This is a genomic window from Pseudomonas sp. W15Feb34, from assembly GCF_023127765.1.
Classification (GTDB): Bacteria; Pseudomonadota; Gammaproteobacteria; order Pseudomonadales; family Pseudomonadaceae; genus Aquipseudomonas; species Aquipseudomonas synxantha_A.
The window spans coordinates 57,558-80,730 of sequence record NZ_SPKN01000006.1 but is presented as its reverse complement, the minus strand read 5'-3'; the positions used below and the strand labels follow the sequence as shown (position 1 = coordinate 80,730).

The window sequence follows — 23,173 nt, the reverse complement described above, 5'->3', positions numbered from 1 at the left end:
TTTATTCGGAGGGCACGTATTCTACAACTTCCAGGTCGAATCCGGATATCGCATTAAATTTCATCGGTGCGCTCATCAGGCGCATTTTGCGCACGCCCAGGTCGCGCAGGATCTGCGAACCGGCACCGACGATGCTGTAGGTGGTCGGTTTTTTCACCGGCACGGCGTCGGCGGTTTCGCGGATATGTGCCAGCAATACGTCGCCGTCCAACGGGTGACCGAGCAACAGCACCACACCGCTGCCAGCCTCGGAAACCGCGGCCATGGCGGCGCGCAGGCTCCAGCGGCCGGGTTGCTTGACCATCAACAGGTCGCGCAGAGGGTCCATGTTGTGCACCCGCACCAGGGTCGGCTCTTCGGCGCAAATGTTGCCCAGGGTCAGGGCCATATGCACGTCGCCTTCCACTGAATCACGGTAGGTCACCAAATTGAATTGGCCCAGTTCGCTGTCCAGCGGCTGCTCGGCAATCCGCTGAACGGTACGTTCGTGGATCATGCGGTAGTGGATCAGGTCGGCAATGGTGCCGATCTTGAGGTTGTGTTCGGCGGCAAAGGCTTCCAGTTCAGTGCGACGGGCCATGGTGCCGTCGTCGTTCATCACTTCGCAGATCACCCCGCTCGGCTCGAAACCGGCCATGCGCGCCAGGTCGCAGGCGGCTTCGGTGTGACCGGCGCGAGCCAGGGTGCCACCCGGTTGAGCCATCAGCGGGAAAATGTGACCGGGGCTGACGATGTCTTCGGCCTTGGCATCTTTGGCGGCGGCGGCTTGCACGGTACGGGCGCGGTCAGCGGCGGAGATACCGGTGGTGACGCCAGTGGTGGCTTCAATCGATACCGTGAACTTGGTGCCGAAACCCGACCCATTGCGCGGCGCCATCAACGGCAGCTTGAGCAACTCGCAGCGTTCGCGGCTCATGGGCATGCAAATCAAACCACGGGCGTGCTTGGCCATGAAGTTGATGTGCTCAGGCTTGCACGCCTCGGCGGCCATGATGATGTCGCCTTCGTTCTCGCGATCTTCGTCATCCATAAGGATGACCATCTTGCCTTGGCGGATGTCTTCAACCAGTTCTTCGATGCTATTGAGCGCCACGCGGCACCCCCTTGGTCAGGATTTCAGGTAGCCGTTAGCGGCCAGAAAACTTTCGGTGATGTTGCCTGATGCAGGCTCTGCGGCCTTTTCGCCCAGCAACAGGCGCTCCAGGTAACGGGCAAGCAAGTCCACTTCCAGGTTCACCCGGCGCCCCGGCTGGTAGGAGGCCATGATGGTTTCGCTGAGGGTGTGGGGAATGATGGTCAGTTCAAATTCGGCGCCATTGACGGCGTTCACGGTCAGGCTGGTGCCATCAACGGTAATCGAACCCTTGTGGGCAATGTACTTGGCCAGCTCTTTGGGCGCACGGATGCGGAATTCCACGGCGCGTGCGTTTTCACTGCGGGTCACCACTTCGCCGACACCGTCGACATGGCCGCTGACCAGGTGACCGCCCAGGCGCGTGGTTGGCGTCAGGGCTTTTTCCAGGTTGACCGGGCTGCCGGCCTTGAGGTCGTTCATCGCGGTGCAGTCCAGGGTTTCCCGGCTGACGTCGGCGGCAAAGCCGTTGCCCGGCAGCTCAATAACGGTCAGGCACACGCCGCTGACGGCGATACTGTCACCCAGCTTGACGTCGCCGAGGTCCAGCTTGCCGGTTTCAACCAGCAGGCGCACGTCGCCGCCTTTGGGGGTCATTGCACGGATGCTGCCGATGGATTCGATAATGCCGGTGAACATTTCGCTCTCCTGAAAACGAGGGGCTGACGCTTAAGCGCAGGCCGGGAATTATACGCTCGCTGTCGGGACGGGAATGGCAGTGACTCGCCAGTCGTCGCCTACAGCGCGCATGTCAGTGATCTTGAGTTGGGGCGCGTCGACCAGCTTCTCAAGCGGCCAGTCCAGCAACGGCCGGGCAGCGGAGCCGAGGAACTTGCCGGCGATGAATATGACGTACTCATCCACCAGGCCCTGCTGGGCAAACGCGCCCGCCAGGCTCGGGCCCGCTTCCACCAGCACGTCGTTGACGCCACGGGCGGCCAATGCCACCAGCGCCGAGCGCAGGTCGACCTGGCCCTCCACACCCGGTACCACCAGGCACTCTGGGCCACGGGGAAACTGGTTCTCCGGGGCCACGCAGGTGATGACCAGTGCCGGGCCAGCCTTGAAGAAGGGTGCATTGAGCGGCACGCGCAAGCGGCCGTCGATCAACACGCGCAGCGGCGGGCGCGACATGGCCAGGGCGGTGGTTTGTTCATCCAGGCCCAACTCAGCGGCGCGCACAGTCAAGCGGGCGCCGTCGGCCAGCACCGTATCGGCACCGGTCAACACCACACTCGCCTCGGCACGCAGACGTTGGACGGCGGCGCGGGCAGCGGGGCCGGTGATCCATTGGCTTTCGCCGCTGGCCATCGCCGTGCGGCCGTCCAGGCTCATGGCCAGCTTGACCCGCACGAACGGCAAACCGTGCTCCATGCGCTTGAGGAACCCCGGGTTAAGCGCCCGCGCCTCAGCTTCCAGCACGCCGCTGCGCACCTCGATACCCGCCTGGGCCAGACGCTGCATGCCACGCCCGGCCACTTCCGGGTTCGGGTCCTGCATACCTGCCACCACCCGCGCCACACCGGCGCTCACCAGTGCATCGGCGCACGGCGGCGTACGGCCATGGTGGCTGCACGGCTCCAGCGTCACGTACACCGTCGCGCCACGGGCCTTTTCACCGGCGGCGCGCAGGGCATTCGGCTCGGCATGGGGCTCGCCGGTGCGCTCATGCCAGCCTTCGCCGACAATCTGCCCGTCACGCACGATCACGCAGCCCACCCGTGGATTGGGGTGGGTGGTGTACAGGCCCTTGCGCGCCAATTCGAGGGCACGCGCCATGTAATGGGCGTCGAGGACTGCCTGTTCAGACGTCATTGTTTGGAAGGCTCACGGGCCAGGCGGTCGATTTCTTCGCGGAACTCATTGAGGTCCTGGAAGCGTCGATACACCGAGGCAAAACGGATATAGGCGACTTCGTCGAGCTTTTGCAGTTCGCCCATCACCAACTCGCCGACCACCAGGCTCTTGACCTCGCGCTCGCCGGTCGCTCGCAGCTTGTGCTTGATATGCACCAGCGCCGCTTCCAGGCGCTCGACACTCACCGGGCGTTTTTCCAGGGCGCGCTGCATACCGGCGCGCAATTTTTCTTCGTCGAAAGGCTGGCGGCTGCCGTCGGACTTGATCAGACGGGGCAATACCAGTTCGGCGGTTTCGAAGGTGGTGAAACGTTCACCACAGGCCAGGCATTCGCGCCGGCGACGCACTTGATCGCCCTCGGCGACCAGACGCGAGTCAATGACCTTGGTGTCGTTGGCACCGCAGAAGGGACAGTGCATGGTTGGCAGGCAACAAAAAATGGGAGGGCCATGGTAGCGCATCCCCGTCGCAAGACAAGCCATAGCCTTTACGGTATATAGGCAGGCTTATATGTTTGATATTTTTTAAGCCACGGATTTTGTCCTTTCTGGAGCCGTACATGCAGTTACGACCACTCGTTCTACTCACGCTGTTCAGTTTTCTGGTCGCCTGCAGCAGCGAGGCCCCCAAACCAGCCGCGCCTCAACCGACACCGGCACAAGAGAAAAAAGTCCCGGGTATTGAAGACCTCGGCCCCCTGCCCGCCTATCAACGGGAAATCAGCGGCAGCCTGACCAATGTGCCCGCCGGCGCCGAAGTCGAGATGGCTCTGCTGGTGATCGACGACCGTTCGCGCCCGCAGCAACTGCTCGCCAGCAGCGTGCTGAGCGGCAATGGCAAGCCCCTGGCCTTCCGCCTGCGCTTCAACCCTGAAGCCTTCCCGGCCGGTGCACGCGTTGAATTGCGTGGCCGCGCCAGCCAGTCCGGCCAGTTGATCCTGCACTTGCCCGCCGTGCGCGTCACCCAAGCGATCACCCAGAGCACCGGCCCCCTGCAACTCGTCAAGGCGCCATGACGCCATGACGCCACCGCTGCACCTGCAGCGCGCCTTGAGCGAGTTGATCGGCGACGCGCAATTGGTGCCCTGCCCGCTACCGGGTACCGAATTGTCGCTATGGCTGCTCGATGCCGACAATATGGACCGCGCCTTCAGCCAGGAAGAAACCCGGCGCATCCTGCATGAGCCGCCCTACTGGAGCTTTTGCTGGGCCAGCGGCCTGGCGTTGGCGCGCTACCTGGCGGCGCATCCCGAGTGGGTCGCCGGCAAACGCGTGCTGGATTTCGGCGCCGGTTCCGGCGTGGCCGGGATTGCCGCCGTAAAGGCGGGGGCCCTGGAAGTAGTGGCTTGTGACCTGGACCCGCTGGCCCTGGCGTCTTGCCGCGCCAACGCCGAACTCAATGCGGTGGAGCTGGGCTATTGCGCCGACTTCTTCGCCGAAGCCGACCGTTTTGACTTGATCCTGGTGGCCGACGTGCTTTACGACCGCGCCAACCTGCCGCTGCTGGATCAATTCCTCACCCGTGGCCGCGAAGCGCTGGTGGCCGATTCGCGGGTGCGGGACTTCCAACACCCGCGTTATCAACGGCTGGAGGTTCTGGACGCGTTGACCCTGCCGGACCTGGCCGAGCCTTGGGAGTTTCGCAAGGTGAGTCTGTACCACTCGCGGCGCTGAGCCTTCGCGTTACAAATTCCCGGCAACAGATTGGCTAAGACAGGAAAAGGCGAGGCATGGAAAATGCCATCCTTCGCTCACGGATGGAAAATTTCCTGACATGTCCTGGCAGACAGTTTCGCTAATAACTTACGACTCAACGGCCTTGCCAAACGTCAGGCACCTGCTTAATCTTTGCGGCAATACACCCGCCATGCCTCTGGTTGCATCAGTAACCAAGCACAAATTGTGCGGGTTTTTTATGCCCGGTACTTTTTGGGCATGAGGTCATTCAGCAAACCTGCCATCGACGTTCCTGCCCAGCTGGGACTCCTCAAGCGGCGCGGACTGATAATTCACAATGAAGCTCGTGCCGAGCACTTCTTGCAATCCGTCAGTTTCTTTCGACTCAGCCCTTATATGCGGCCCTTTCAACAGCCTGACGCTATTGACCATCTTTTTCGTGAAGGTAGCCAGTTCCGCCAATTAACCCGCCTATACGATTTTGATAGAAGGCTTCGCTTACTGACCATGGATGCCATTGAGCGCGTCGAAATAGCCTCACGTTCGGTTATCAGTAATCACATGGGACCCGCCCATGGCAGTCATTGGTATCTCAATCCAGGGTTGTTCCACCTCAAATTTGATCATCAACGCCTGCTTGCAACACTGTCCATGAAGCAAGCCAGCGCAACCCGTGACTACCAGCGCGAATGCGAACGCATCGATAGATCACATGCCAGCGATGCACGAAAAGATCTTCTTAAACGCCAAAGGGCAAAAGAAAGTTATGCCCGTCATTACTCCGTGACCTACGTCCAGCCCGCGTTGATGCCGGGTTGGGCCATGTTGGAAGAATTGACACTGGGAGACTTATCCCATCTGTACAAAGGCTTGGCCAAGGACGCCGACAAGAAAGCGATCTCCAGGCGCCTTCTACTCCCGGCACCACTCATGCAGTCCTGGCTGCACACGCTGACCACTGTCCGAAATATCTGCGCTCACCATTCACGCATGTGGAACCGAGAATTGGGTATCCGTCCTGAATTGCCCAAAAAAGCCAGCTTTCCATGGCCGCAGTATTTGCTTCAACCGGGGACACATAGCCGCATGTTCTCCACGCTATGCATACTCAATCACCTGATGGGCCAGGTGAGCCCACATACTCGCTGGGGTCACAGCCTGCATCTGCTGATCGACGAGTTTCCCGACGTCCGTATCGAAGCAATGGGTTTTCCTCAGGACTGGTATCTGGACCCGTTTTGGCACGCGCATGATTACTGAATGCCAGGCGGCTTCCGATAGCTAGCGCCAGCCCTTATAGTTGCCCCCATTCCCGCTTTATTCGAGACGCCCCATGAGTGAGCCCACGCCGTACATCTTCGACGTCACCACCGCCAACTTCGACCAGGCGGTGATTCAGAATTCTTTTGAAAAACCTGTGCTGGTGGACTTCTGGGCCGAATGGTGTGCGCCATGCAAGGCGCTGATGCCGATGCTGGCGCAGATTGCCGAGAGCTATCGCGGCGAGTTGCTGTTGGCCAAGGTCGATTGCGAGGCCGAACAGGACATCGTCGCGCGTTTCGGCATTCAAAGCCTGCCGACGGTGGTGTTGTTCAAGGATGGCCAGCCGGTGGACGGCTTTGCCGGTGCGCAGCCGGAGTCGGCAGTACGGGCGATGCTGGAGCCACATGTGCAGATGCCACCACCGGCTGCGGCGGATCCGCTGGAACAGGCCCAGGCGCTGTTCAGCGAAGGACGCATCAGTGAAGCTGAAGGGCTGCTGGTGGCGCTGTTGGGCGAAGACAACACTAACGCCCCCGCGTTGATCCTGTACGCACGCTGCCTGGCCGAACGCGGCGAATTGGGCGAAGCCCAGGCCGTGCTTGACGCTGTCAAAAGCGACGACCACAAGGCCGCCCTGGCCGGGGCCAAGGCGCAGATCACCTTCCTGCGCCAGGCCGCAGACTTGCCGGACACCGCCGATCTGAAGAGCCGTCTGGCACAGAACCCGCAGGACGACGAAGCGGCCTATCAGTTGGCGATCCAGCAACTGGCGCGCCAGCAGTACGATGCGGCACTGGAAGGTTTGCTCAAGTTGTTTACCCGCAACCGCAGCTACAGCGAAGGCTTGCCGCACAAGACGTTGCTGCAGGTGTTCGAATTGCTGGGCAATGAGCACCCGCTGGTCACGGTGTACCGCCGCAAATTGTTTGCCGCGTTGTACTAATCACCGATCCAACGGTACAGCGGCGTATCCCCGCCGCTGCTCACCTTGACTTTGGCGCTATGGCGCAGGCGCACCAACAGGCGCTTGCCCGCGCCCGCATCGCCTGCCAACCCTTCCAGTTGATCGAGCAATTCCAGACCGTTGAGCTGCCCGGCCTTGCGCAGCACCTCCTGGGCGCTCTGCCATAGGTCGTCGTTCTGTTTGACCGGCGCCGCGGTTGGCGCACTGGGCATTGGGGCGGCCTGAAGCTGTGCGCCCAAGCGCGCCCAATCGCCGTCGTCCAGTTCCAGGGTCAAGTCCACCGGCAGGTCGCCGATGGTTCCACGAATTCGCAACATCGCTGTACTCCTGCATTTTTCTGACCGTCATGCTCCCATGCAGCTTGCGCAACACCAAGCAGGCGGTCAAACTCTCGGCTCTATTGTTATAAGATCACATAACAAAACTTTCATCCTGGAGCCTCCCATGCGCCGTTTGCTGCTTGCTTTGCCGTTCGCCCTGCTGCCACTGGCTGTTGCCCACGCTCATGAAGAGCATGATCACGAGCACGGCAGCCTCGGCGCCCATGAACACGGGGTCGGCCGTCTCAATGCCGTGCTGGATGGCAAGGCCCTTGAGCTTGAACTGGACAGCCCGGCCATGAACCTGGTGGGTTTCGAGCATGTAGCGACCAGCGCCGCCGATAAAGCCAAGGTCGCCGGTGTACGCAAACAACTGGAGAACCCGTTGGCCCTGTTCAACCTGCCCAAGGCCGCAGGATGTGTGGTCAGCAGCCAGGAACTCAATAGCCCGCTGTTCGGTGACAAACCAGAAGCCGACCATGACGACGATGACCACGCCACCGACGGCAAAGGCGCCGCCGCTCACGAGCACCATCACGACCACAGCGAAATCCACGCCCACTACCAATTCACCTGCGCCACGCCGACGGCGCTGAGCAACCTCGATCTGAGCCAAGTGTTCAAGACCTTCCCCGCCACCAAGAAAATTCAGGTACAACTGATCGGCCCGAGCGGTCAGCAAGGTGTTGACGCGACGGCCACCGCCGCCACCCTGAAGTTCTGACTTGAAAGCACAGTCCATGTGGGAGCTGGCTTGCCTGCGATACTGGCGACGCGGTGCAGCAGGCACACCGTAGCGATGCCATCGCAGGCAAGCCAGCTCCCACAGTGGATCGGCGCCATTTTCGACTACCAGGCGACACTGACTTCCCATGACTCAAGCGTTAATCGAACTGTCCGACCTGGGCTTCAACTGGCCCGGTCACCCGCAGTTGCTGGACATCCCCGCGTTCCGCCTGGAACCCGGGGAAACCCTGTTCCTCAAGGGCCCGAGCGGCAGTGGCAAGACCACGCTGCTGGGGCTGTTGGGGGGCGTGCAGAAACCCTGCCAGGGCAGCATCCGCCTGCTGGGGCAGGAGTTGACCGAACTCTCGGCCGGCGCCCGTGATCGTTTCCGTGTGGACCACACCGGCTACATCTTCCAGCAGTTCAACCTGCTGCCGTTTCTATCGGTGCGCGAAAACGTCGAGTTGCCTTGCCATTTTTCCAGGTTGCGCGCACAACGGGCCAAACAGCGCCACGGCAGTGTCGACCAGGCGGCTGCGACCTTGCTCGCGCACCTGGGCTTGAAGGACAAGGACTTGCTGGAGCGCCGCGCCGACTCGCTGTCCATCGGCCAGCAACAACGGGTGGCTGCCGCCCGTGCGTTGATCGGCCAACCGGAACTGGTGATCGCCGACGAGCCCACCTCAGCCCTGGACTATGACGCCCGCGAAGCGTTCATCCAGTTGCTGTTCGCTGAATGCCGTGAAGCTGGCGCCAGCCTGTTGTTTGTCAGCCATGACCAGAGCCTGGCGTCACTGTTCGACCGCAACCTGTCACTGGCCGAACTCAATCGCGCCGCCACGCCCGCAGAGGTTTGAGATGTATCTGTTTCGTCTAGCCATGGCCAGCCTGGCTAACCGCCGCTTTACTGCGATCCTCACTGCCTTCGCCATCGCGCTTTCCGTGTGCTTGTTGCTGGCGGTGGAGCGCGTGCGTGTCGAGGCGCGCAACAGTTTTGCCAGCACCATCAGCGGTACCGACCTGATCGTCGGGGCACGTTCGGGCTCGGTCAACCTGCTGCTGTATTCGGTGTTTCGCATCGGCAACGCCACCAACAACATCCGCTGGGACAGCTTTGAGCATTTCGCCGCCAGCCCCCAGGTGAAATGGGCCATTCCGATTTCCCTCGGCGACTCCCATCGCGGTTACCGCGTGATGGGCACCAACGAATCCTACTTCGAGCATTACCAGTACGGGCGCAAGCAAAACCTCGAACTGGCCAGCGGCCGCGCCTTCGCTACCGACCCGTTTGAAGTGGTGCTCGGCGCCGAAGTCGCCGACGCCCTGCATTACAAACTCGGCGACAAGCTGGTGCTGGCCCACGGTGTAGCGGTGGTCAGCCTGGTCAAGCACGACGACAAACCCTTCACTGTGGTCGGCATCCTCAAGCGTACCGGTACGCCGGTAGATCGCACGTTGCACATCAGCCTGGGTGGCATGGAGGCGATCCATGTCGACTGGCACAACGGTGTGCCGGCCCAGGGCAAAGGCCGCATCAGCGCCGACCAGGCGCGCAATATGGACCTGACGCCGCAAGCCATCACCGCGTTCATGCTCGGCCTGAACAACAAGATTTCCACCTTCGCGTTGCAAAGGCAGATCAATGAGTTCCGTGGCGAGCCGATGCTGGCGATCCTGCCGGGCGTGGCCCTGCAAGAGCTGTGGAGCATGATGAGCACCGCCGAGAAAGCCTTGTTCGTGATCTCGCTGTTCGTGGTGCTGACCGGGTTGATCGGTATGCTCACGGCGATCCTCACCAGCCTCAACGAGCGCCGCCGCGAGATGGCGATTCTGCGTTCGGTGGGTGCACGCCCCTGGCATATCGCGAGCCTGCTGATCTTCGAAGCCTTCGCCCTGGCCTTGTCCGGTGTGGTAGCAGGCGTGGGCCTGCTGTATGTCTGCATCGCCGCCTCCCGTGGTTACTTGCAGGCCAACTACGGGCTGGACCTGCCGATGTCCTGGCCGAGCGAATATGAATGGACCCTGCTGGCGGGTATCCTCGCGGCAGCGCTGTTGATGGGCAGCGTGCCCGCGTGGCGCGCCTATCGACAATCTTTGGCCGATGGCCTGTCCATCCGTGTATGAGGAAGGCTTCGATGCGTCGTGCCCTGTTTGCCCTGTTACTGCTGACGGCCGTGCCCGTGTGGGCGGATGAACAGCCCAAGGACCTGTCCTGGCAGGAAATGATCCCGCCGGATGCGCCACCGGAAGTGCCTAATATGAAGCCGCTGCACGACCTGTCGAACATGGCCGATGCCTTGTCCGTCGAGGCGGCGCCGGCGGCCAAGCAGGATCTGCCCAACGCGCCGGTGGTGCAGAGCCTCGACGGCCAGCACATCCGCCTGCCGGGGTATATCGTGCCACTGGAAGTCAGTGAAGAAGGCCGCACCACCGAGTTTCTGCTGGTGCCGTATTTCGGCGCGTGCATCCACGTGCCGCCACCGCCGTCGAACCAGATCGTGCATGTCAAAAGCGAAGTCGGCGTGAAGCTCGATGAGCTGTACCAGCCGTACTGGATCGAAGGCGCGATGCAGGTCAAGCCGTCGACGAGTGAACTGGCCGACGCCGGTTACCAGATGGATGCCCAGAAGATTTACATGTACGAGCTGCAGGAGTAGCGCTGATCACCCTTTCATTGAGCTGAGTCAAAAGACCGAACGGAACGATCTTTACCATTGGACGTACAACTTTTAAACGTCCTTTGGAGCTCCCATGAACAAGTCTCTGCTCGGCGCGTCCCTCTTCGCGCTCGCCCTCGTCGCCCCGGTCGCACACGCTCACCAGGCGGGCGATATTCTGGTGCGTGCCGGTGCAATCACCGTCAACCCGGACGCCGACAGCGGCAAAGTCAAGGTTGACCAGGGCCCGCTGGCCGGCACCAACCTGGGCGGCAAGGCGACCATGAGCAGCGACACCCAACTGGGCTTGAACTTCGCCTACATGATCACCGACCACGTCGGTATCGAATTGCTGGCCGCCACGCCCTTCGAGCATGACGTGAAACTCAAGAACACCGCACTGGGCGCCGCCAACGGCAAGCTCGGTTCGCTCAAGCACCTGCCGCCGACCCTGAGCGTCGTGTACTACCCGCTGGACAACAAGTCGGCATTCCAGCCGTACGTGGGCGCCGGTATCAACTACACCTGGATCTACGACGAACACGTCGGCGGTCGCGCTCAACAAGCCGGCTTCAGCAACTTCAAGGCCGAAAACTCCTGGGGCTGGGCCGCACAGATCGGCGCCGACTACATGATCAACGACAATTGGATGATCAACGCCCAGGCGCGCTACATCGACATCAGCACCAAGGCGACTGTGGATAACAATGCGCTGGGCCAGGGCACTCGGGCCAAGGTCAATGTGGACGTGGATCCGATGGTTTACATGGTGGGTATTGGCTACAAGTTCTAAGCAACACTGCATAACCCATGTGGGAGGGGGCTTGCTCCCGCTAGCAGAGTGTCAGTCAACAGATTCATGGACTGACCCATCGCTATCGGGAGCAAGCCCCCTCCCACATTTGGTTTTGTAGCGTGTCAGCTGTGGCGGTAGAACCGGTCCAGCAACGCCGGAAGCCCCGCCCGCCATGCCCTTGGCTTGATGCCAAAGGTATGCAGGATCTTCTTGCACGCCAGCACCGCGTGCTGCGGTTCATCCGCCGCATCCGGCCGAGCCGCGTGGGCCTGGGCAGTGGGGGATTCAATGGCCAGCGCGTGGAAGTTGCGCGCCTCGGTCAGGATCGCCTGGCCCAGGGCCAACGGCGTAGTCGCCTCATGCCCGGCGTAATGATAGGTGCCCCACAGCGGCGCCGCGCAATCAAGCTGCTTGAGCACCGAGATAATCACCCGTGCGGCATCGTCCACCGGCGTCGGGTTGCCACGACGGTCGTCGGCCATCAGTAGTTCATCAGGTTTTTCGGCCCGGGCCAGGAACCGCCCGAGCGTGCCGTCGACACTGTCATCGAGCAACCAGCCAAATCGCAGCAGCACATGTTGTGGGCAAGTGGCGCGCACGCTCTGTTCGATACGCCACAACGCCTGGCCGCGCAGGCCCAGGGGCACCGGCTCGTCTTTTTCGCTGTAGGCGGTGGCGCGCGAGCCATCGAACACCCGGTAGCTGGACGGTTGCAGCAGCGTGATGCTGTGGTGCTGGCACAATTCAGCCAGGCGTTCGATGGCGAACTCCTGAGCGGCCAAGCGGGTTTCGCTCACGGTTTCGGCCTGGAACCAGTCGAAATAGTAGGCGAGGTTGATCAATGCATCGGGACGGGTGTCGTCGAGCAATTGGGTAAGGCTCGCGGCATCCCAGCCGTCTTGGGGCGGTTTGGGGGCGAGGAAACCGATGTCTTCCTCTGCACCGAGGCGAATCAGCGCCTGCCCGAGGGCATTCCCGCCGCCCAGTAACATAAGGCGCATTCGCATAGATTGAGCAGGCCCGGTCTGTTTGGAACGATGGTTATTATCGACAGGCGTGTGCGCCTTGCCGTAGGTAGTTGCCAGAATCGTTGCATTTTGCGGGTTTGTAGCGCAACCGTCACGGATAAAGTACGTGTTTGCAACTTGTTGGAGCAGGTGGCATCAATCACTTCATGAACCTTCCCGAATCAACGGCCAGCGCACTGGACGGTTTTCACCCCGCCGTCAGTGCCTGGTTTTGCAGGACCTTCCCCTCGGTGACCGGCGCCCAGGCCCAGGCGTGGCCGCTGATCCGCCAGCGGCGGTCAACGCTGATCGCCGCGCCCACCGGCTCGGGCAAGACCTTGACGGCCTTTTTGGCGGTACTCGACGATTTGGTCCACCAAGGCCTGGCCAACGGCGGGCAACTGCCGGACGAGACCCTGGTGGTGTATGTGTCACCGCTCAAGGCGCTGTCCAACGACATCCAGATCAACCTGCAAAACCCGCTGGCCGGCATTACCGAGCAGCTTCAAAGCCTGGGCCTGCCGCCGCTGGTGATCCGCACCGCCGTACGCACCGGCGACACCCCGCAAAAAGACCGCGCACAGATGCGCAAGCGCGCGCCGCATATCCTGGTGACCACGCCCGAATCTCTGTATGTGCTGCTGGGTTCGGATTCCGGCCGACACATGCTCGCCAGCACGCGCACGGTGATCGTCGATGAGATCCATGCCATCGCCGCCGGCAAGCGCGGCAGCCACCTGGCCTTGAGCCTGGAGCGCCTGCAAGCGCTGTGCGCCGAGCCATTGACCCGTATCGGCCTGTCAGCCACGCAAAAACCCATCGAAGCGGTCTCGCGTTTTTTGGTCGGCACCGACCGTGAGTGTGCCATCGTCGACATCGGCCATGCGCGCCCACGGGACCTGGATATCGAAGTGCCGCCAGTGCCGCTTTCGGCGGTGATGGCCAACGATGTGTGGGCCCTGGTCTACGACCGCCTCGCGCAATTGGCCCGCGAACACCGCACCACGCTGATTTTCGTCAACACCCGGCGCCTGGCCGAACGCCTGGCCCGGCATCTGAGCGAGCGGCTGGGCAAGACCGCTGTGGCCGCCCACCATGGCAGCCTGGCCAAGGAACTGCGCCTGGACGCCGAGCAACGGCTCAAGGCCGGCGAACTGCAAGTGCTGATCGCCACCGCGTCCCTGGAGCTGGGCATCGATATTGGCGAGGTGGACCTGGTCTGCCAGATCGGCTCACCCGGCTCGATCAATGGCTTTTTGCAACGCGTCGGCCGCTCCGGGCACCAGGTCGGCGGTACGCCCAAAGGGCGCTTGTTTGCCACCACCCGTGACGACTTGATCGAATGCGCCGCGTTGCTCGACTGCGTACGCCGTGGCGAGCTGGATACCTTGCATATTCCAGTGGCGCCGCTGGACGTGCTGGCCCAGCAGATCATTGCCGAAGTCAGCGCCCGTGAATGGCCGGAACAGGCGCTGCTGGCGCTTGTTCGCCGCGCTGCGCCTTACGCCGAGCTGGATGAGCGCCACTACCAGGCCCTGTTGCAGATGCTCAGCGAGGGCTACAACGGCCGCCAGGGTATCCGCAGCGCCTACCTGCACCGTGACGCCGTGACCCACACCCTGCGCGGCCGCCGCGGTGCCAGGCTCACCGCCGTCACCAGCGGTGGCACCATCCCGGACAACGCCGACTACAGCGTGTTGCTGGAGCCTCAGAGCCTGAACATCGGCAGCGTCAACGAAGACTTCGCGGTGGAAAGCATCGCCGGCGACATCTTCCAACTCGGCAATACCTCTTACCGCATCCTGCGGGTCGAAGCGGGCAAGGTGCGTGTCGAGGATGCCCATGGCCAACCGCCGACCATCCCGTTCTGGCTGGGCGAAGCACCCGGGCGCAGCAACGAGTTGTCGGTGGCCGTGGCGCGCTTGCAAGGGCAAATCGACAGCTTGCTGGGTGCCACGCCCGGCGACCTGCAACCGGCCCTCGACTGGCTAACCGGCACCCTGGGCCTGCATCGCGCCAGCGCCGAACAACTGCTGGATTACCTGGCCCGGTCGCGCCAGGCCCTGAGCGCCCTGCCCTCCCGGGACACGTTGATCATGGAGCGGTTTTTCGACGCGTCCGGCGGCACCCAGTTGATCATCCACACGCCGTTTGGCAGCCGCATCAACCGCGCCTGGGGCCTGGCGTTGCGCAAGCGCTTCTGCCGCACCTTCAACTTCGAGCTGCAAGCGGCGGCCAGCGAAAACGCCATCGTGCTGTCGCTGTCCACCAGCCACAGTTTTGCCTTGGATGAGGTGTGGCGTTACCTCAACAGCAACAGTGCTGAACACCTCCTGATCCAGGCCGTGCTGGATGCGCCGCTGTTCGGCGTGCGCTGGCGCTGGAATGCCGGCGTGGCCCTGGCGTTGCCGCGCTACACCGGTGGGCGCAAGGTGGCGCCGCAGATCCAGCGCATGAAGAGCGAAGACCTGATCGCCAGCGTCTTTCCGGACCAGATCGCCTGCCTGGAAAACCTCGCCGGCGAGCGCGAAATCCCCCATCACCCACTGGTGGAACAAACCCTCGACGATTGCTTGCATGAAGCCATGGACAGTGAAGCCTGGCTGGCACTGCTGCGGCGCATGGAAGGCGGGGAAGTCCGATTGATCAGCCGCGACCTGCCCGCCCCTTCGCCCATGGCTGCGGAAATTCTCAGCGCCAAGCCCTACACCTTTCTCGACGACGCCCCGCTGGAAGAGCGCCGCACCCAGGCCGTGCTCAACCGACGCTGGAGCGACCCGCAGAGCACCGATGACCTGGGCGCACTGGATGCCGAGGCTATCGCCGGCGTTCGCGAAGAAGCCTGGCCCGCGCCCAATGGCGTAGATGAAATGCATGAAGCGCTGATGAGCCTGGCGTGCATCGCAGCCCCTGAAGTTGCACCGCAATGGGCCGCATGGCTGCACGCCTTGGCCAAGGCCGGGCGAGCCTGTCAGTTGCACAACGGCATGTGGGTCGCCGTTGAGCGCTTGAGTTGCTTGCAGGCGCTCTACCCTAACGATTTGCCACTGCTGCCCGGGTTCGACGAGCCCTGGGAGTTTGATGACGCGCTGTTAGAAGTACTGCGTGCGCGCCTCAGTGGTTTTGGCCCGTTGAACCTGGTCGAAATCGCTGCCCCCCTGGCGCTGCCCGTGGCGGCAATCACTCAGGCCCTGTCGCGCCTGGAGCAGGAAGGCTACGTGCTGCGCGGGCACTTCAGCCCCGGTGCCACGCAGGAACAATGGTGCGAACGTCACTTGCTGGCACGCATTCATCGCTACACGGTCAAGCGCCTGCGCCGAGAGATCGAGCCGGTGGCATTGCAGGATTTCATGCGCTTTCTGTTCGATTGGCAGCACCTGTCCGACAGCACCCGTGGCCAGGGCAGCGCCGTATTGCCGCAGATAGTCAGCCAACTCGAAGGTTATGCCGCCGCCACGTCGGCCTGGGACACTGACCTGCTCAGCGCGCGCATCAAGGATTATTCATCGACCTGGCTCGATGACCTGTGCCGCAGCGGCAAGCTGGTATGGACGCGCTTAAGCAACAAGGCCGGCGCCATGGCGTTGCGCAGCACCCCGGTGGTTTTGCTCCCCCGTAGCCAGGTGGCGTTGTGGAGCGGGCTGACCGAGCCCACCGACAGCACCACGCTGTCGCCCAAGGCGCAGAAAGTCCACTCGGCCCTGCGCGAACACGGCGCCTTGTTTTTTGATGAACTGGTGCCCGAGGCCCACCTGCTGCGCAGCGAGCTGGAGACAGCCTTGCAGGAACTGGTAGGCGCCGGCCTGGTGAATGCCGACAGCTTCGCCGGGCTGCGCGCCCTGACCACGCCCGCCAGCAAACGCCAGGCCCGCAGCAGTCGGCGTGGGCGCGGAGCGTTTGTCGGCGGCATGGATGATGCCGGTCGCTGGGCCTTGGTGCGCCGCTCCTCGACCGCCGCCGGCGCGCATTCGGCCGAAACCCTGGAGCATGTGGCGATGACCCTGCTGCGCCGTTACGGCGTGGTGTTCTGGCGCTTGCTGGAGCGCGAGGCGGATTGGTTGCCGAGCTGGCGTGAATTGCTGCGCACCTTCCATCGGCTGGAGGCACGCGGGGAGATTCGTGGCGGGCGGTTTGTCAGTGGGTTGGCGGGCGAACAGTTTGCGTTGCCGGAGGCGATACCCTTGCTGCGCGAGGTGCGGCGGCGGGCACATGACGGGAGCTTGATCGCGGTGTGCGGGGCGGATCCATTGAACCTTGTGGGCACGCTGCTACCGGGGGCCAAAGTGCCGGCGGTGAGCGGTAATCGGATTGTATATCGCGATGGGCTGCCGGCGGCGGTGATGGTCGCCGGCAAGCAGCAGGTGTTGCTGGAGATGGATCAGCAGGCAGTGCAGGAGAAGTTGATCAGGCGCTGACCTTTAGGCCCTCATCGGGAGCAAGCCCCCTCCCACATTTGAATGTGTTCACACATCAAAATGTGGGAGGGGGCTTGCTCCCGATGGGGCCGGAACACCCACTCTCATCATTGCGGCCTGGCTTGCTCGGCCTCTGGCTCATCCTCCTGCGCCACACGCTTGGGCAACAACACCTGCTGTGGATAAGTCTGCGCAAAATGCACCTCGTCACAGTTATCCACAAGCTTTTTCAAGCGCTGATTGAACGCTCGACTCACCGCATATTGCCCACCCGATACCGTGCGGAATTGCGCCGTGAGCACCACGCCATTGAGGTCCATCTTGTCCACGCCGAACACTTCCAGTGGCCCTTGCAGGTTGTACTTGAGGAACACGTCGTCACGAATCGACTGGCCTGCTTCACGGATCAGCTCCACGGCCTTGTCCACGTCGGTGTCGTAGGTGAACTGCACCGAGAAGAACGCATAGGCGAATTGGCGCGACTGGTTGGTGACCGCCTTGATCTGCCCGAACGGTACCGAATGCACAAAGCCCTTGCCGTCGCGCAGGCGAAGGGTGCGGATGGTCAAGCCCTCGACGGTACCGGCGTGGCCGGAATCGAGCACCACCCAGTCGCCGATGGAGAGCGTGTCTTCGATGATGATAAACAGGCCGGTGATCACGTCCTGCACCAGCTGCTGGGAGCCAAAACCAATCGCCAGGCCGACCACCCCCGCACCCGCGAGTAACGGCGCGACGTTGATACCCAGATTGGCCATGGTGGTGATCGCACAGATAACCACCAGAATGATTTTCACCGCATTACGCAGCAGCGGCAGGATGGTTTTGACCCGCGTACTGGGCTGGCGGCTGGAACGTTTGTTCACCGGGGGCTTGAGCGCTTCCTGAATCGCCGTATCGAGCACCACCCAGAACAGCCACGTCATCAGCAGGATCAGGCCGATACTGCTGAGCGAATCGCTGATCGCCCGGCCCACTGAGTTGCGTTGGGCGAACTCGAACAGCGACACGCCCCAGATACGCCCCAGTATCTCGATAAAAGCGATGGCCATCACAATGCGCAATATCGCGTGCAACAGGCTGAGAAAGCGCTCCTTGTAGGCACTGCTGCGCTGTATCGCCACTTGGCTGCGCGACTTGAACAAGTGTTGCAGCACCGTGCTGAGAAATACCGTGCCGATCAGCAGGATGGTGGTCAACAAGGCGCAGCGCAGGGCCTTTTGATTATCGTCGCCGGCACCGATCAAGTTGATCGCCGAGACCAGTACCATCAACAGGATCGGCCAATACCACAGCCCGGAAAATACCCGCAGCGATTGCTGCAACGCCGGATGCTTAAGGCGCTGCGCCAACGGCCGGTTACGAATCAAATGCGCCACCGGGCGACGCAGGCGAACCACCAGCACACCGAAGATCACTGTCGCGAACAGCCCGGTAAACACCGCAACACTGCTGGTGATGTTGCCGCCCAGCTGCCGGGCGATCTGCGGGCTGGTGAGCGCGTCGCTGAGGGCGGCAAGAAAGCCGATCAGGAACAGCGGTTTGGGGCAATAGTCGCGAATGATCTGCACCGCCGGGCGCTTGTGGCCGACATTGAACATGACGATCACGCACAGCAGCATGGAGGTGGAAAAGATGCCGCTACTGGTGGCGTAGGCAAAACACAGCGCCAGTGCCCGTCCTACGGAAGAGGCGAGAAAATGGCTGACATACAGCGTCAATGGCAGGCAGATAACCGCAGGGATGGTGTAAGGCACCACATACCCCAGCACGCCCAGCAAGCGTGCCCGCCGGCGAAAAAAGGCGCGCAGGCTCAAGCGCCGCACGATAAAGCGCCCCAGTAACGTCAGCAGCGCAAAAGCACCCACCCAAACGGCGGATAACAGCAGGAAATCCCCTGCCACACTCCACGGCGAGCGTGCGGCGGTCTGGTCGACCAGCCGCCCGACTTCATTCGCGGCCCGGTCGGCCCGCAGGCGCCACTCGTCGATAAAGTTCTGGTTCAGATCGAGCTTCTGCTGCACATCATCAATGCTGGAACTGATGGCCCCGAGCAGGCCGCCCTCCACCAGCAACTCGGGCTTGGCCGCCGCGTCGGACTCAGGCGCGGTGGCAGCAGCTTGCAATGCGCCGCTGCCGCAGAACAGCAGCGCCCCTAGCAGTAATGCAGTCTTTAAATTCAGCAAAACAGCGGGCTCCTTCAGAAGGGTCTGTAAGGAACTGACGGGTTTGAGCCTTGATCGTTCCCTGTGTTTGCGGGCATGTGATTCAAATTGCGGGAGGGGGCTTGCTCCCGATAGCAGGCTGTCAGTCAGCAACTTCATGACTGATGCACCGCTATCGGGGGCAAGTCCCCTCCCACATTTCGCACCCCGTACCGTCTGTAGGAACGTGGAAACTTTCCGCCAAATATCGCAGTCATCCCATAACGCACCCCACCTCCACAGGAGCAACCATGGCGGCGATTCATATCGGCATTTCCGGCTGGCGCTACACGCCCTGGCGCGGGGACTTCTACCCCGACGGGCTGACCCAGAAACGCGAGTTGCAGTTTGCGTCACGCGCCGTGAGTAGCATTGAAATCAACGGTTCTTTCTATGCGCTGCAAACCCCCAAGCGCTATGCGCAGTGGTACGCCGATACGCCTGAGGGATTCATGTTCAGCGTCAAGGCGCCACGCTATGTCACGCATATCCTGCGCTTGCGCGAGGTGCACAAGCCCGTGGCCAATTTCTTCGCCTCCGGGGTGCTGGAGCTCAAAGAAAAACTCGGTCCAATCCTTTGGCAGTTCCCGCCCAGCTTCAAATTCGACGCCGCACTGTTCGAAGCCTTCCTGGCCGATTTACCCACCAACACCCAACAGGCCGCCGCCCTCGCCCGCCAGCACGAGCCGCGCCTGAACGGCAAGGCAAGCATGAAAGCCTATGGCAAAAAACCCTTGCGCCATGCCGTGGAAATTCGCCACATGAGCTTTGCGGTACCGGAGTTTGTGCAGCTGCTGGACAAGTACGGTGTTGCCCTCGTAGTGGCTGACACCGCCGGCAAGTGGCCCTATATCGAAGACGTCACCGCCAACTTCATGTACCTGCGATTACACGGCGACAAGCAGCTCTACGCCAGTGGCTATACCGATGAAGCGCTCAAACGCTGGGGTGACCGTATCGAGCGCTGGGCGCACGGCAAACAACCGGCGGATGCGCACCTTGTCGCCCCGCAACGCAAACCCCGCGTGCGCAAACAGCGTGACGTGTTCTGCTTTTTCGACAATGACATCAAGGTGCGCGCGCCTTTCGATGCGCGCCAGTTGTTACAGCGCTTCGGGCTGGACAAGCACTTGCTCACGGCACCCGGGCAGTTGCCGGAACCGGGAGTGTTGCCATGACTCACCCCGAGCTGATCCCCGTGCCCCCCACCACCGCCATCACGCGTTTTACCGTGCTGACGGTGAATATCCATAAAGGCTTCACCGCCCTGAATCGACGCTTCATCCTGCCCGAACTGCGCGAAGCGGTGCGCAGCGTCGGTGCCGATATGGTGTTCCTGCAAGAGATCCACGGCACCCACGAGCGCCATCCCCAGCGCTATAGCGACTGGCCGAAGATGCCGCAGTACGAATTTCTCGCCGACAGCATCTGGCCGCAGTTTGCCTATGGTCGCAATGCGGTCTACCCCCATGGCGACCATGGCAACGCGCTGCTGTCAAAATTCCAGATCATTCGTTACGACAACCTCGACATCTCCCAAAGCGGCCATGAGAACCGCGGCCTGCTGCATTGCGTACTGCGCCTGCCGGGCGGCGAACGCGAGGTGCATGCCATCTGCATCCACCTGGGCTTGCGCGAGGTACATCGCCAACAGCAACTGCGCTTGCTTGAGCAGCGTATTGGCCAGATCCCGGCGGATGCGCCCCTGGTGGTCGCCGGCGATTTCAATGACTGGCGGCAAAAGGCCGACCTGAGTCAAAGCGGCCTGCAGGAGGTGTTCATCCACGCCCACGGCAAGCCTGCGCGTACGTTCCCGGCACGCCTGCCGTTACTGCCGCTGGATCGCATCTATGTGCGCAACCTGACCATCCACAACCCGCGCGTGCTCACCACGCGGCCGTGGTCGCACCTGTCAGACCATGTGCCCCTGTCGGTGGAGATTGAGTTATGAGCATTGCGGTAGAACATATCGCCACCGACCAGCCGCCGGATGACAGCAAGGCCCGCGACCTGGACTACGGCTGGCAGAGCGGCAATCGTGTGCAATTGCTGGAAAATGGCGAGGCCTATTTTCCCGCGGTGTTCGAGGCCATGCGCGACGCCCAGCGGGAAATCCTGCTGGAGACCTTCATCCTCTTTGAAGACAAGGTCGGTCATGAGCTGCAAGGCATTCTCATCGAAGCGGCGCAACGCGGGGTCAAGGTAGTGGTCAGCCTTGACGGTTTCGGCTGCGGCGAACTGAGCCCGGCCTTTCTGCGCGCACTGGCTGAAGCCGGCGTGATCGTGCAGATGTTTGACCCGGCATCCAAAACCCTCGGCATTCGCACCAACTGGTTTCGTCGCCTGCACCGCAAGATCGTGGTGGTGGACGCCAGCGTGGCGTTTATCGGCGGGATCAATTTTTCCGCTGATCACCTGGGGGACTTCGGCCCCGAAGCCAAGCAGGATTACGCGGTACAGATCATCGGCCCGGCAGTGGCCGACTTGCACCATTTCGCCCTCGCCCAAAGTGGCCGCCAGGTGCGCGCCCGTAGAGGTTGGCGCCGACGCCAGCAACGGCCTTCGCCATGGGCAGACGAGCACGGCGACGGGATGGTGCGCCTGATTTATCGCGACAATATCCAGCATCGCGACGACATCGAAGAAGCCTATATCCACGCCTTGAGCCAGGCCCGGCAGCGGGTGGTAATTGCCAATGCCTATTTCTTCCCCGGCTATCGCTTGCTGCGCGAGATTCGTAACGCAGCGCGCCGGGGCGTGCAGGTGCAGTTGATCATGCAAGGCCAGCCCGACGTGCTGCTGGCCAAGCTGGCGGCGCGCATGCTCTACGACTATCTGCTCAAGGATGGCGTGGTGATTCACGAGTACTGCCAACGCCCGTTGCACGGCAAAGTGGCGCTGGTGGACGACGAATGGAGCACCGTGGGCTCAAGCAACCTCGACCCGCTGAGCCTGGCGCTGAACCTGGAAGCCAACGTGCTGATTCGTGACCGCGCCTTCAACCAGCAGCTGTACCAGAGCCTGGAAGCCCTGGCACGAGACCATTGCCAGACCATGCCGGCCAAGCGCAAGCCGCGCCTGTGGTTGTGGCGCCTGACCGTGGGGTTTCTGGTGTTCCATGTCATGCGCCACTTTCCAGCGCTGGCGAGTTGGTTGCCGGCACACAAGCCGCGTTTGAAACCCATTGAGAGTCCGGCCCATGACGTCTGAGAAAAACGGCTCACGGTTCCAGCGCTGGAAGAAGCCCCTGACCATTGCGTTCTTCCTGCTGCTGATCGTGCTCTTCACCCTGCTTGCCCGGCGCATCGACTGGAGCGAAGTGCTGCAGACGTTGAGCGACTTCAAAGTCAGCACATTGCTGATCGCCGGCGCCCTGACGCTGTGCAGTTTTATCGTGTACGCCTGCTTCGATCTGATCGGCCGGACCTACATTCGCCAGCCCCTGCGCTGGAAGCAGATCCTGCCGGTGGGCATTATCAGTTATGCGTTCAACCTCAATCTGAGCGCCTGGGTCGGCGGCATCGCCATGCGTTACCGGCTGTATTCGCGATTGGGGGTAAGCACCAGCAATATCGCCAAGATCCTCGGCCTGAGCCTGGCCACCAATTGGTTCGGCTATATGGCCTTGGCCGGGGTAGTGTTCAGCAGCGGGCTGGTCACCTTGCCACCGGGTTGGAAGCTCAGCACCGGCGCTCTGCAAGGTGTGGGCGTGTTGCTGGTGATCGCGAGCCTGGGTTACCTGGCGGCGTGCCGGTTTTCGAAAAAACGTGCGTGGTCGATCCGCGGCATCGAGATCAATTTGCCGTCGCTGCGCATGGCCTGCCTGCAACTGGCCCTGGGCGCCTTGAACTGGTCACTCATGGCAGCGGTTATTTTTACCTTGCTGCCCGCCAAACTCGATTACCCGCTGGTATTGGGCGTGTTGCTGATCAGCGCGATTGCCGGTGTGGTCACCCATATACCCGCCGGGCTTGGGGTGTTGGAGGCAGTGTTTATCGGGTTGTTGCAGCATGAGGCGTCGCGCGGGAGTCTGCTGGCCGGGTTGATCGCGTATCGGGCAATCTACTTTATTTGCCCATTGCTGATTGCGTTGGTGATGTACCTGGGGGTGGAGGCCAAGGCCAAGGCGTTGCGGGTGAAGAAGACACCCGCTTAA

21 protein-coding genes are annotated in these 23,173 nt (G+C 62.0%); 14 read left to right on the top strand and 7 right to left on the bottom strand.

Annotated features, from left to right (window positions below; genetic code table 11):
- Nucleotide 1 precedes the first annotated feature (1 nt).
- From ribBA to nrdR, 4 genes are read right to left on the bottom strand one after another with little or no spacing between them, the layout of a single operon-like run.
- Nucleotides 2-1,093: a bifunctional 3,4-dihydroxy-2-butanone-4-phosphate synthase/GTP cyclohydrolase II gene (gene ribBA, locus E4O97_RS03325; RefSeq protein ID WP_003194579.1), complete on the bottom strand. Its 1,092-nt coding sequence runs from the start codon at nucleotides 1,091-1,093 to the stop codon at nucleotides 2-4.
- Between the two features lie 15 nt (nucleotides 1,094-1,108).
- On the bottom strand, nucleotides 1,109-1,771 hold the full coding sequence (locus E4O97_RS03320; protein WP_078822444.1) for a riboflavin synthase: 663 nt from the start codon (nucleotides 1,769-1,771) through the stop codon (nucleotides 1,109-1,111).
- A gap of 48 nt (nucleotides 1,772-1,819) precedes the next feature.
- Entirely contained in the window at nucleotides 1,820-2,947 is a 1,128-nt protein-coding gene (gene ribD, locus E4O97_RS03315; RefSeq protein ID WP_216090370.1) for a bifunctional diaminohydroxyphosphoribosylaminopyrimidine deaminase/5-amino-6-(5-phosphoribosylamino)uracil reductase RibD, read from the bottom strand.
- Nucleotides 2,944-3,408 carry a transcriptional regulator NrdR gene (nrdR, locus tag E4O97_RS03310; protein ID WP_019818855.1) on the bottom strand — a complete coding sequence of 155 codons (465 nt, stop codon included), beginning with the start codon at nucleotides 3,406-3,408 and terminating at the stop codon, nucleotides 2,944-2,946. The genes ribD and nrdR overlap by 4 nt, the downstream gene beginning before the upstream one ends.
- Before the next feature lie 140 nt (nucleotides 3,409-3,548).
- Here nrdR and E4O97_RS03305 point away from each other — a divergent pair, with 140 nt between their 5' ends.
- The 4 genes from E4O97_RS03305 to trxA all read left to right on the top strand — a co-directional run bounded on the left by E4O97_RS03305 (nucleotide 3,549) and on the right by trxA (nucleotide 6,871).
- On the top strand, nucleotides 3,549-4,004 hold the full coding sequence (locus E4O97_RS03305; RefSeq protein WP_005791855.1) for a YbaY family lipoprotein: 456 nt from the start codon (nucleotides 3,549-3,551) through the stop codon (nucleotides 4,002-4,004).
- Nucleotides 4,005-4,008: 4 nt separating this feature from the next.
- On the top strand, nucleotides 4,009-4,662 hold the full coding sequence (locus E4O97_RS03300; RefSeq protein WP_078822446.1) for a 50S ribosomal protein L11 methyltransferase: 654 nt from the start codon (nucleotides 4,009-4,011) through the stop codon (nucleotides 4,660-4,662).
- A 261-nt stretch (nucleotides 4,663-4,923) separates the two neighbouring features.
- Entirely contained in the window at nucleotides 4,924-5,925 is a 1,002-nt protein-coding gene (locus tag E4O97_RS03295) for an Abi family protein (RefSeq protein WP_078822447.1), read from the top strand.
- Nucleotides 5,926-5,998: 73 nt separating this feature from the next.
- A complete protein-coding gene (trxA, locus tag E4O97_RS03290) occupies nucleotides 5,999-6,871 on the top strand; it encodes a thioredoxin (protein WP_005791858.1) in 873 nt (290 codons plus the stop codon).
- Here the strand turns inward: trxA and E4O97_RS03285 are convergent.
- Entirely contained in the window at nucleotides 6,868-7,209 is a 342-nt protein-coding gene (locus E4O97_RS03285) for a hypothetical protein (RefSeq protein ID WP_248160838.1), read from the bottom strand. The two genes, trxA and E4O97_RS03285, sit on opposite strands and share 4 nt — an antisense overlap.
- A 127-nt stretch (nucleotides 7,210-7,336) precedes the next feature.
- Here E4O97_RS03285 and E4O97_RS03280 point away from each other — a divergent pair, with 127 nt between their 5' ends.
- The 5 genes from E4O97_RS03280 (at nucleotide 7,337) to E4O97_RS03260 (ending at nucleotide 11,388) form a co-directional block, all read left to right on the top strand.
- A complete protein-coding gene (locus E4O97_RS03280) occupies nucleotides 7,337-7,936 on the top strand; it encodes a DUF2796 domain-containing protein (RefSeq protein ID WP_216090372.1) in 600 nt (199 codons plus the stop codon).
- 148 nt (nucleotides 7,937-8,084) lie between these two features.
- On the top strand, nucleotides 8,085-8,795 hold the full coding sequence (locus E4O97_RS03275; RefSeq protein ID WP_032879239.1) for an ABC transporter ATP-binding protein: 711 nt from the start codon (nucleotides 8,085-8,087) through the stop codon (nucleotides 8,793-8,795).
- A 1-nt stretch (nucleotide 8,796) separates the two neighbouring features.
- Complete coding sequence (locus E4O97_RS03270; RefSeq protein ID WP_148853985.1) at nucleotides 8,797-10,062, top strand: ABC transporter permease; 1,266 nt, start codon at nucleotides 8,797-8,799, stop codon at nucleotides 10,060-10,062.
- 11 nt (nucleotides 10,063-10,073) lie between these two features.
- Nucleotides 10,074-10,595, top strand: a complete 522-nt coding sequence (locus E4O97_RS03265; protein ID WP_032879236.1) for a DUF3299 domain-containing protein — start codon at nucleotides 10,074-10,076, stop codon at nucleotides 10,593-10,595.
- 94 nt (nucleotides 10,596-10,689) lie between these two features.
- Nucleotides 10,690-11,388, top strand: a complete 699-nt coding sequence (locus tag E4O97_RS03260; protein WP_248160837.1) for an OmpW family outer membrane protein — start codon at nucleotides 10,690-10,692, stop codon at nucleotides 11,386-11,388.
- Nucleotides 11,389-11,513: 125 nt separating this feature from the next.
- On the opposite strand, the gene E4O97_RS03255 is transcribed toward E4O97_RS03260, so the two are convergent.
- Nucleotides 11,514-12,398 carry a sugar nucleotide-binding protein gene (locus E4O97_RS03255; protein ID WP_032879234.1) on the bottom strand — a complete coding sequence of 295 codons (885 nt, stop codon included), beginning with the start codon at nucleotides 12,396-12,398 and terminating at the stop codon, nucleotides 11,514-11,516.
- 167 nt (nucleotides 12,399-12,565) lie between these two features.
- Here E4O97_RS03255 and E4O97_RS03250 point away from each other — a divergent pair, with 167 nt between their 5' ends.
- Nucleotides 12,566-16,813 carry a DEAD/DEAH box helicase gene (locus tag E4O97_RS03250; RefSeq protein ID WP_248160836.1) on the top strand — a complete coding sequence of 1,416 codons (4,248 nt, stop codon included), beginning with the start codon at nucleotides 12,566-12,568 and terminating at the stop codon, nucleotides 16,811-16,813.
- 107 nt (nucleotides 16,814-16,920) lie between these two features.
- On the opposite strand, the gene E4O97_RS03245 is transcribed toward E4O97_RS03250, so the two are convergent.
- Nucleotides 16,921-18,999: a mechanosensitive ion channel family protein gene (locus E4O97_RS03245; RefSeq protein ID WP_032879232.1), complete on the bottom strand. Its 2,079-nt coding sequence runs from the start codon at nucleotides 18,997-18,999 to the stop codon at nucleotides 16,921-16,923.
- Between the two features lie 269 nt (nucleotides 19,000-19,268).
- On the opposite strand from E4O97_RS03245, the gene E4O97_RS03240 reads away from it, so the two are divergent.
- Genes E4O97_RS03240 through E4O97_RS03225 form a run of 4 tightly spaced genes read left to right on the top strand, consistent with a single transcriptional unit; the run spans nucleotide 19,269 to nucleotide 23,173 of the window.
- Complete coding sequence (locus tag E4O97_RS03240) at nucleotides 19,269-20,195, top strand: DUF72 domain-containing protein (protein WP_216090375.1); 927 nt, start codon at nucleotides 19,269-19,271, stop codon at nucleotides 20,193-20,195.
- Entirely contained in the window at nucleotides 20,192-20,968 is a 777-nt protein-coding gene (locus E4O97_RS03235) for an endonuclease/exonuclease/phosphatase family protein (RefSeq protein ID WP_032879229.1), read from the top strand. Before E4O97_RS03240 ends, E4O97_RS03235 begins: the two co-directional genes overlap by 4 nt.
- The gene (clsB, locus tag E4O97_RS03230) at nucleotides 20,965-22,227 is read left to right on the top strand and encodes a cardiolipin synthase ClsB (protein ID WP_032879228.1); all 1,263 of its coding nucleotides are present in this window, start codon (nucleotides 20,965-20,967) and stop codon (nucleotides 22,225-22,227) included. The genes E4O97_RS03235 and clsB overlap by 4 nt, the downstream gene beginning before the upstream one ends.
- Nucleotides 22,217-23,173, top strand: a complete 957-nt coding sequence (locus E4O97_RS03225) for a lysylphosphatidylglycerol synthase domain-containing protein (RefSeq protein WP_005791882.1) — start codon at nucleotides 22,217-22,219, stop codon at nucleotides 23,171-23,173. Before clsB ends, E4O97_RS03225 begins: the two co-directional genes overlap by 11 nt.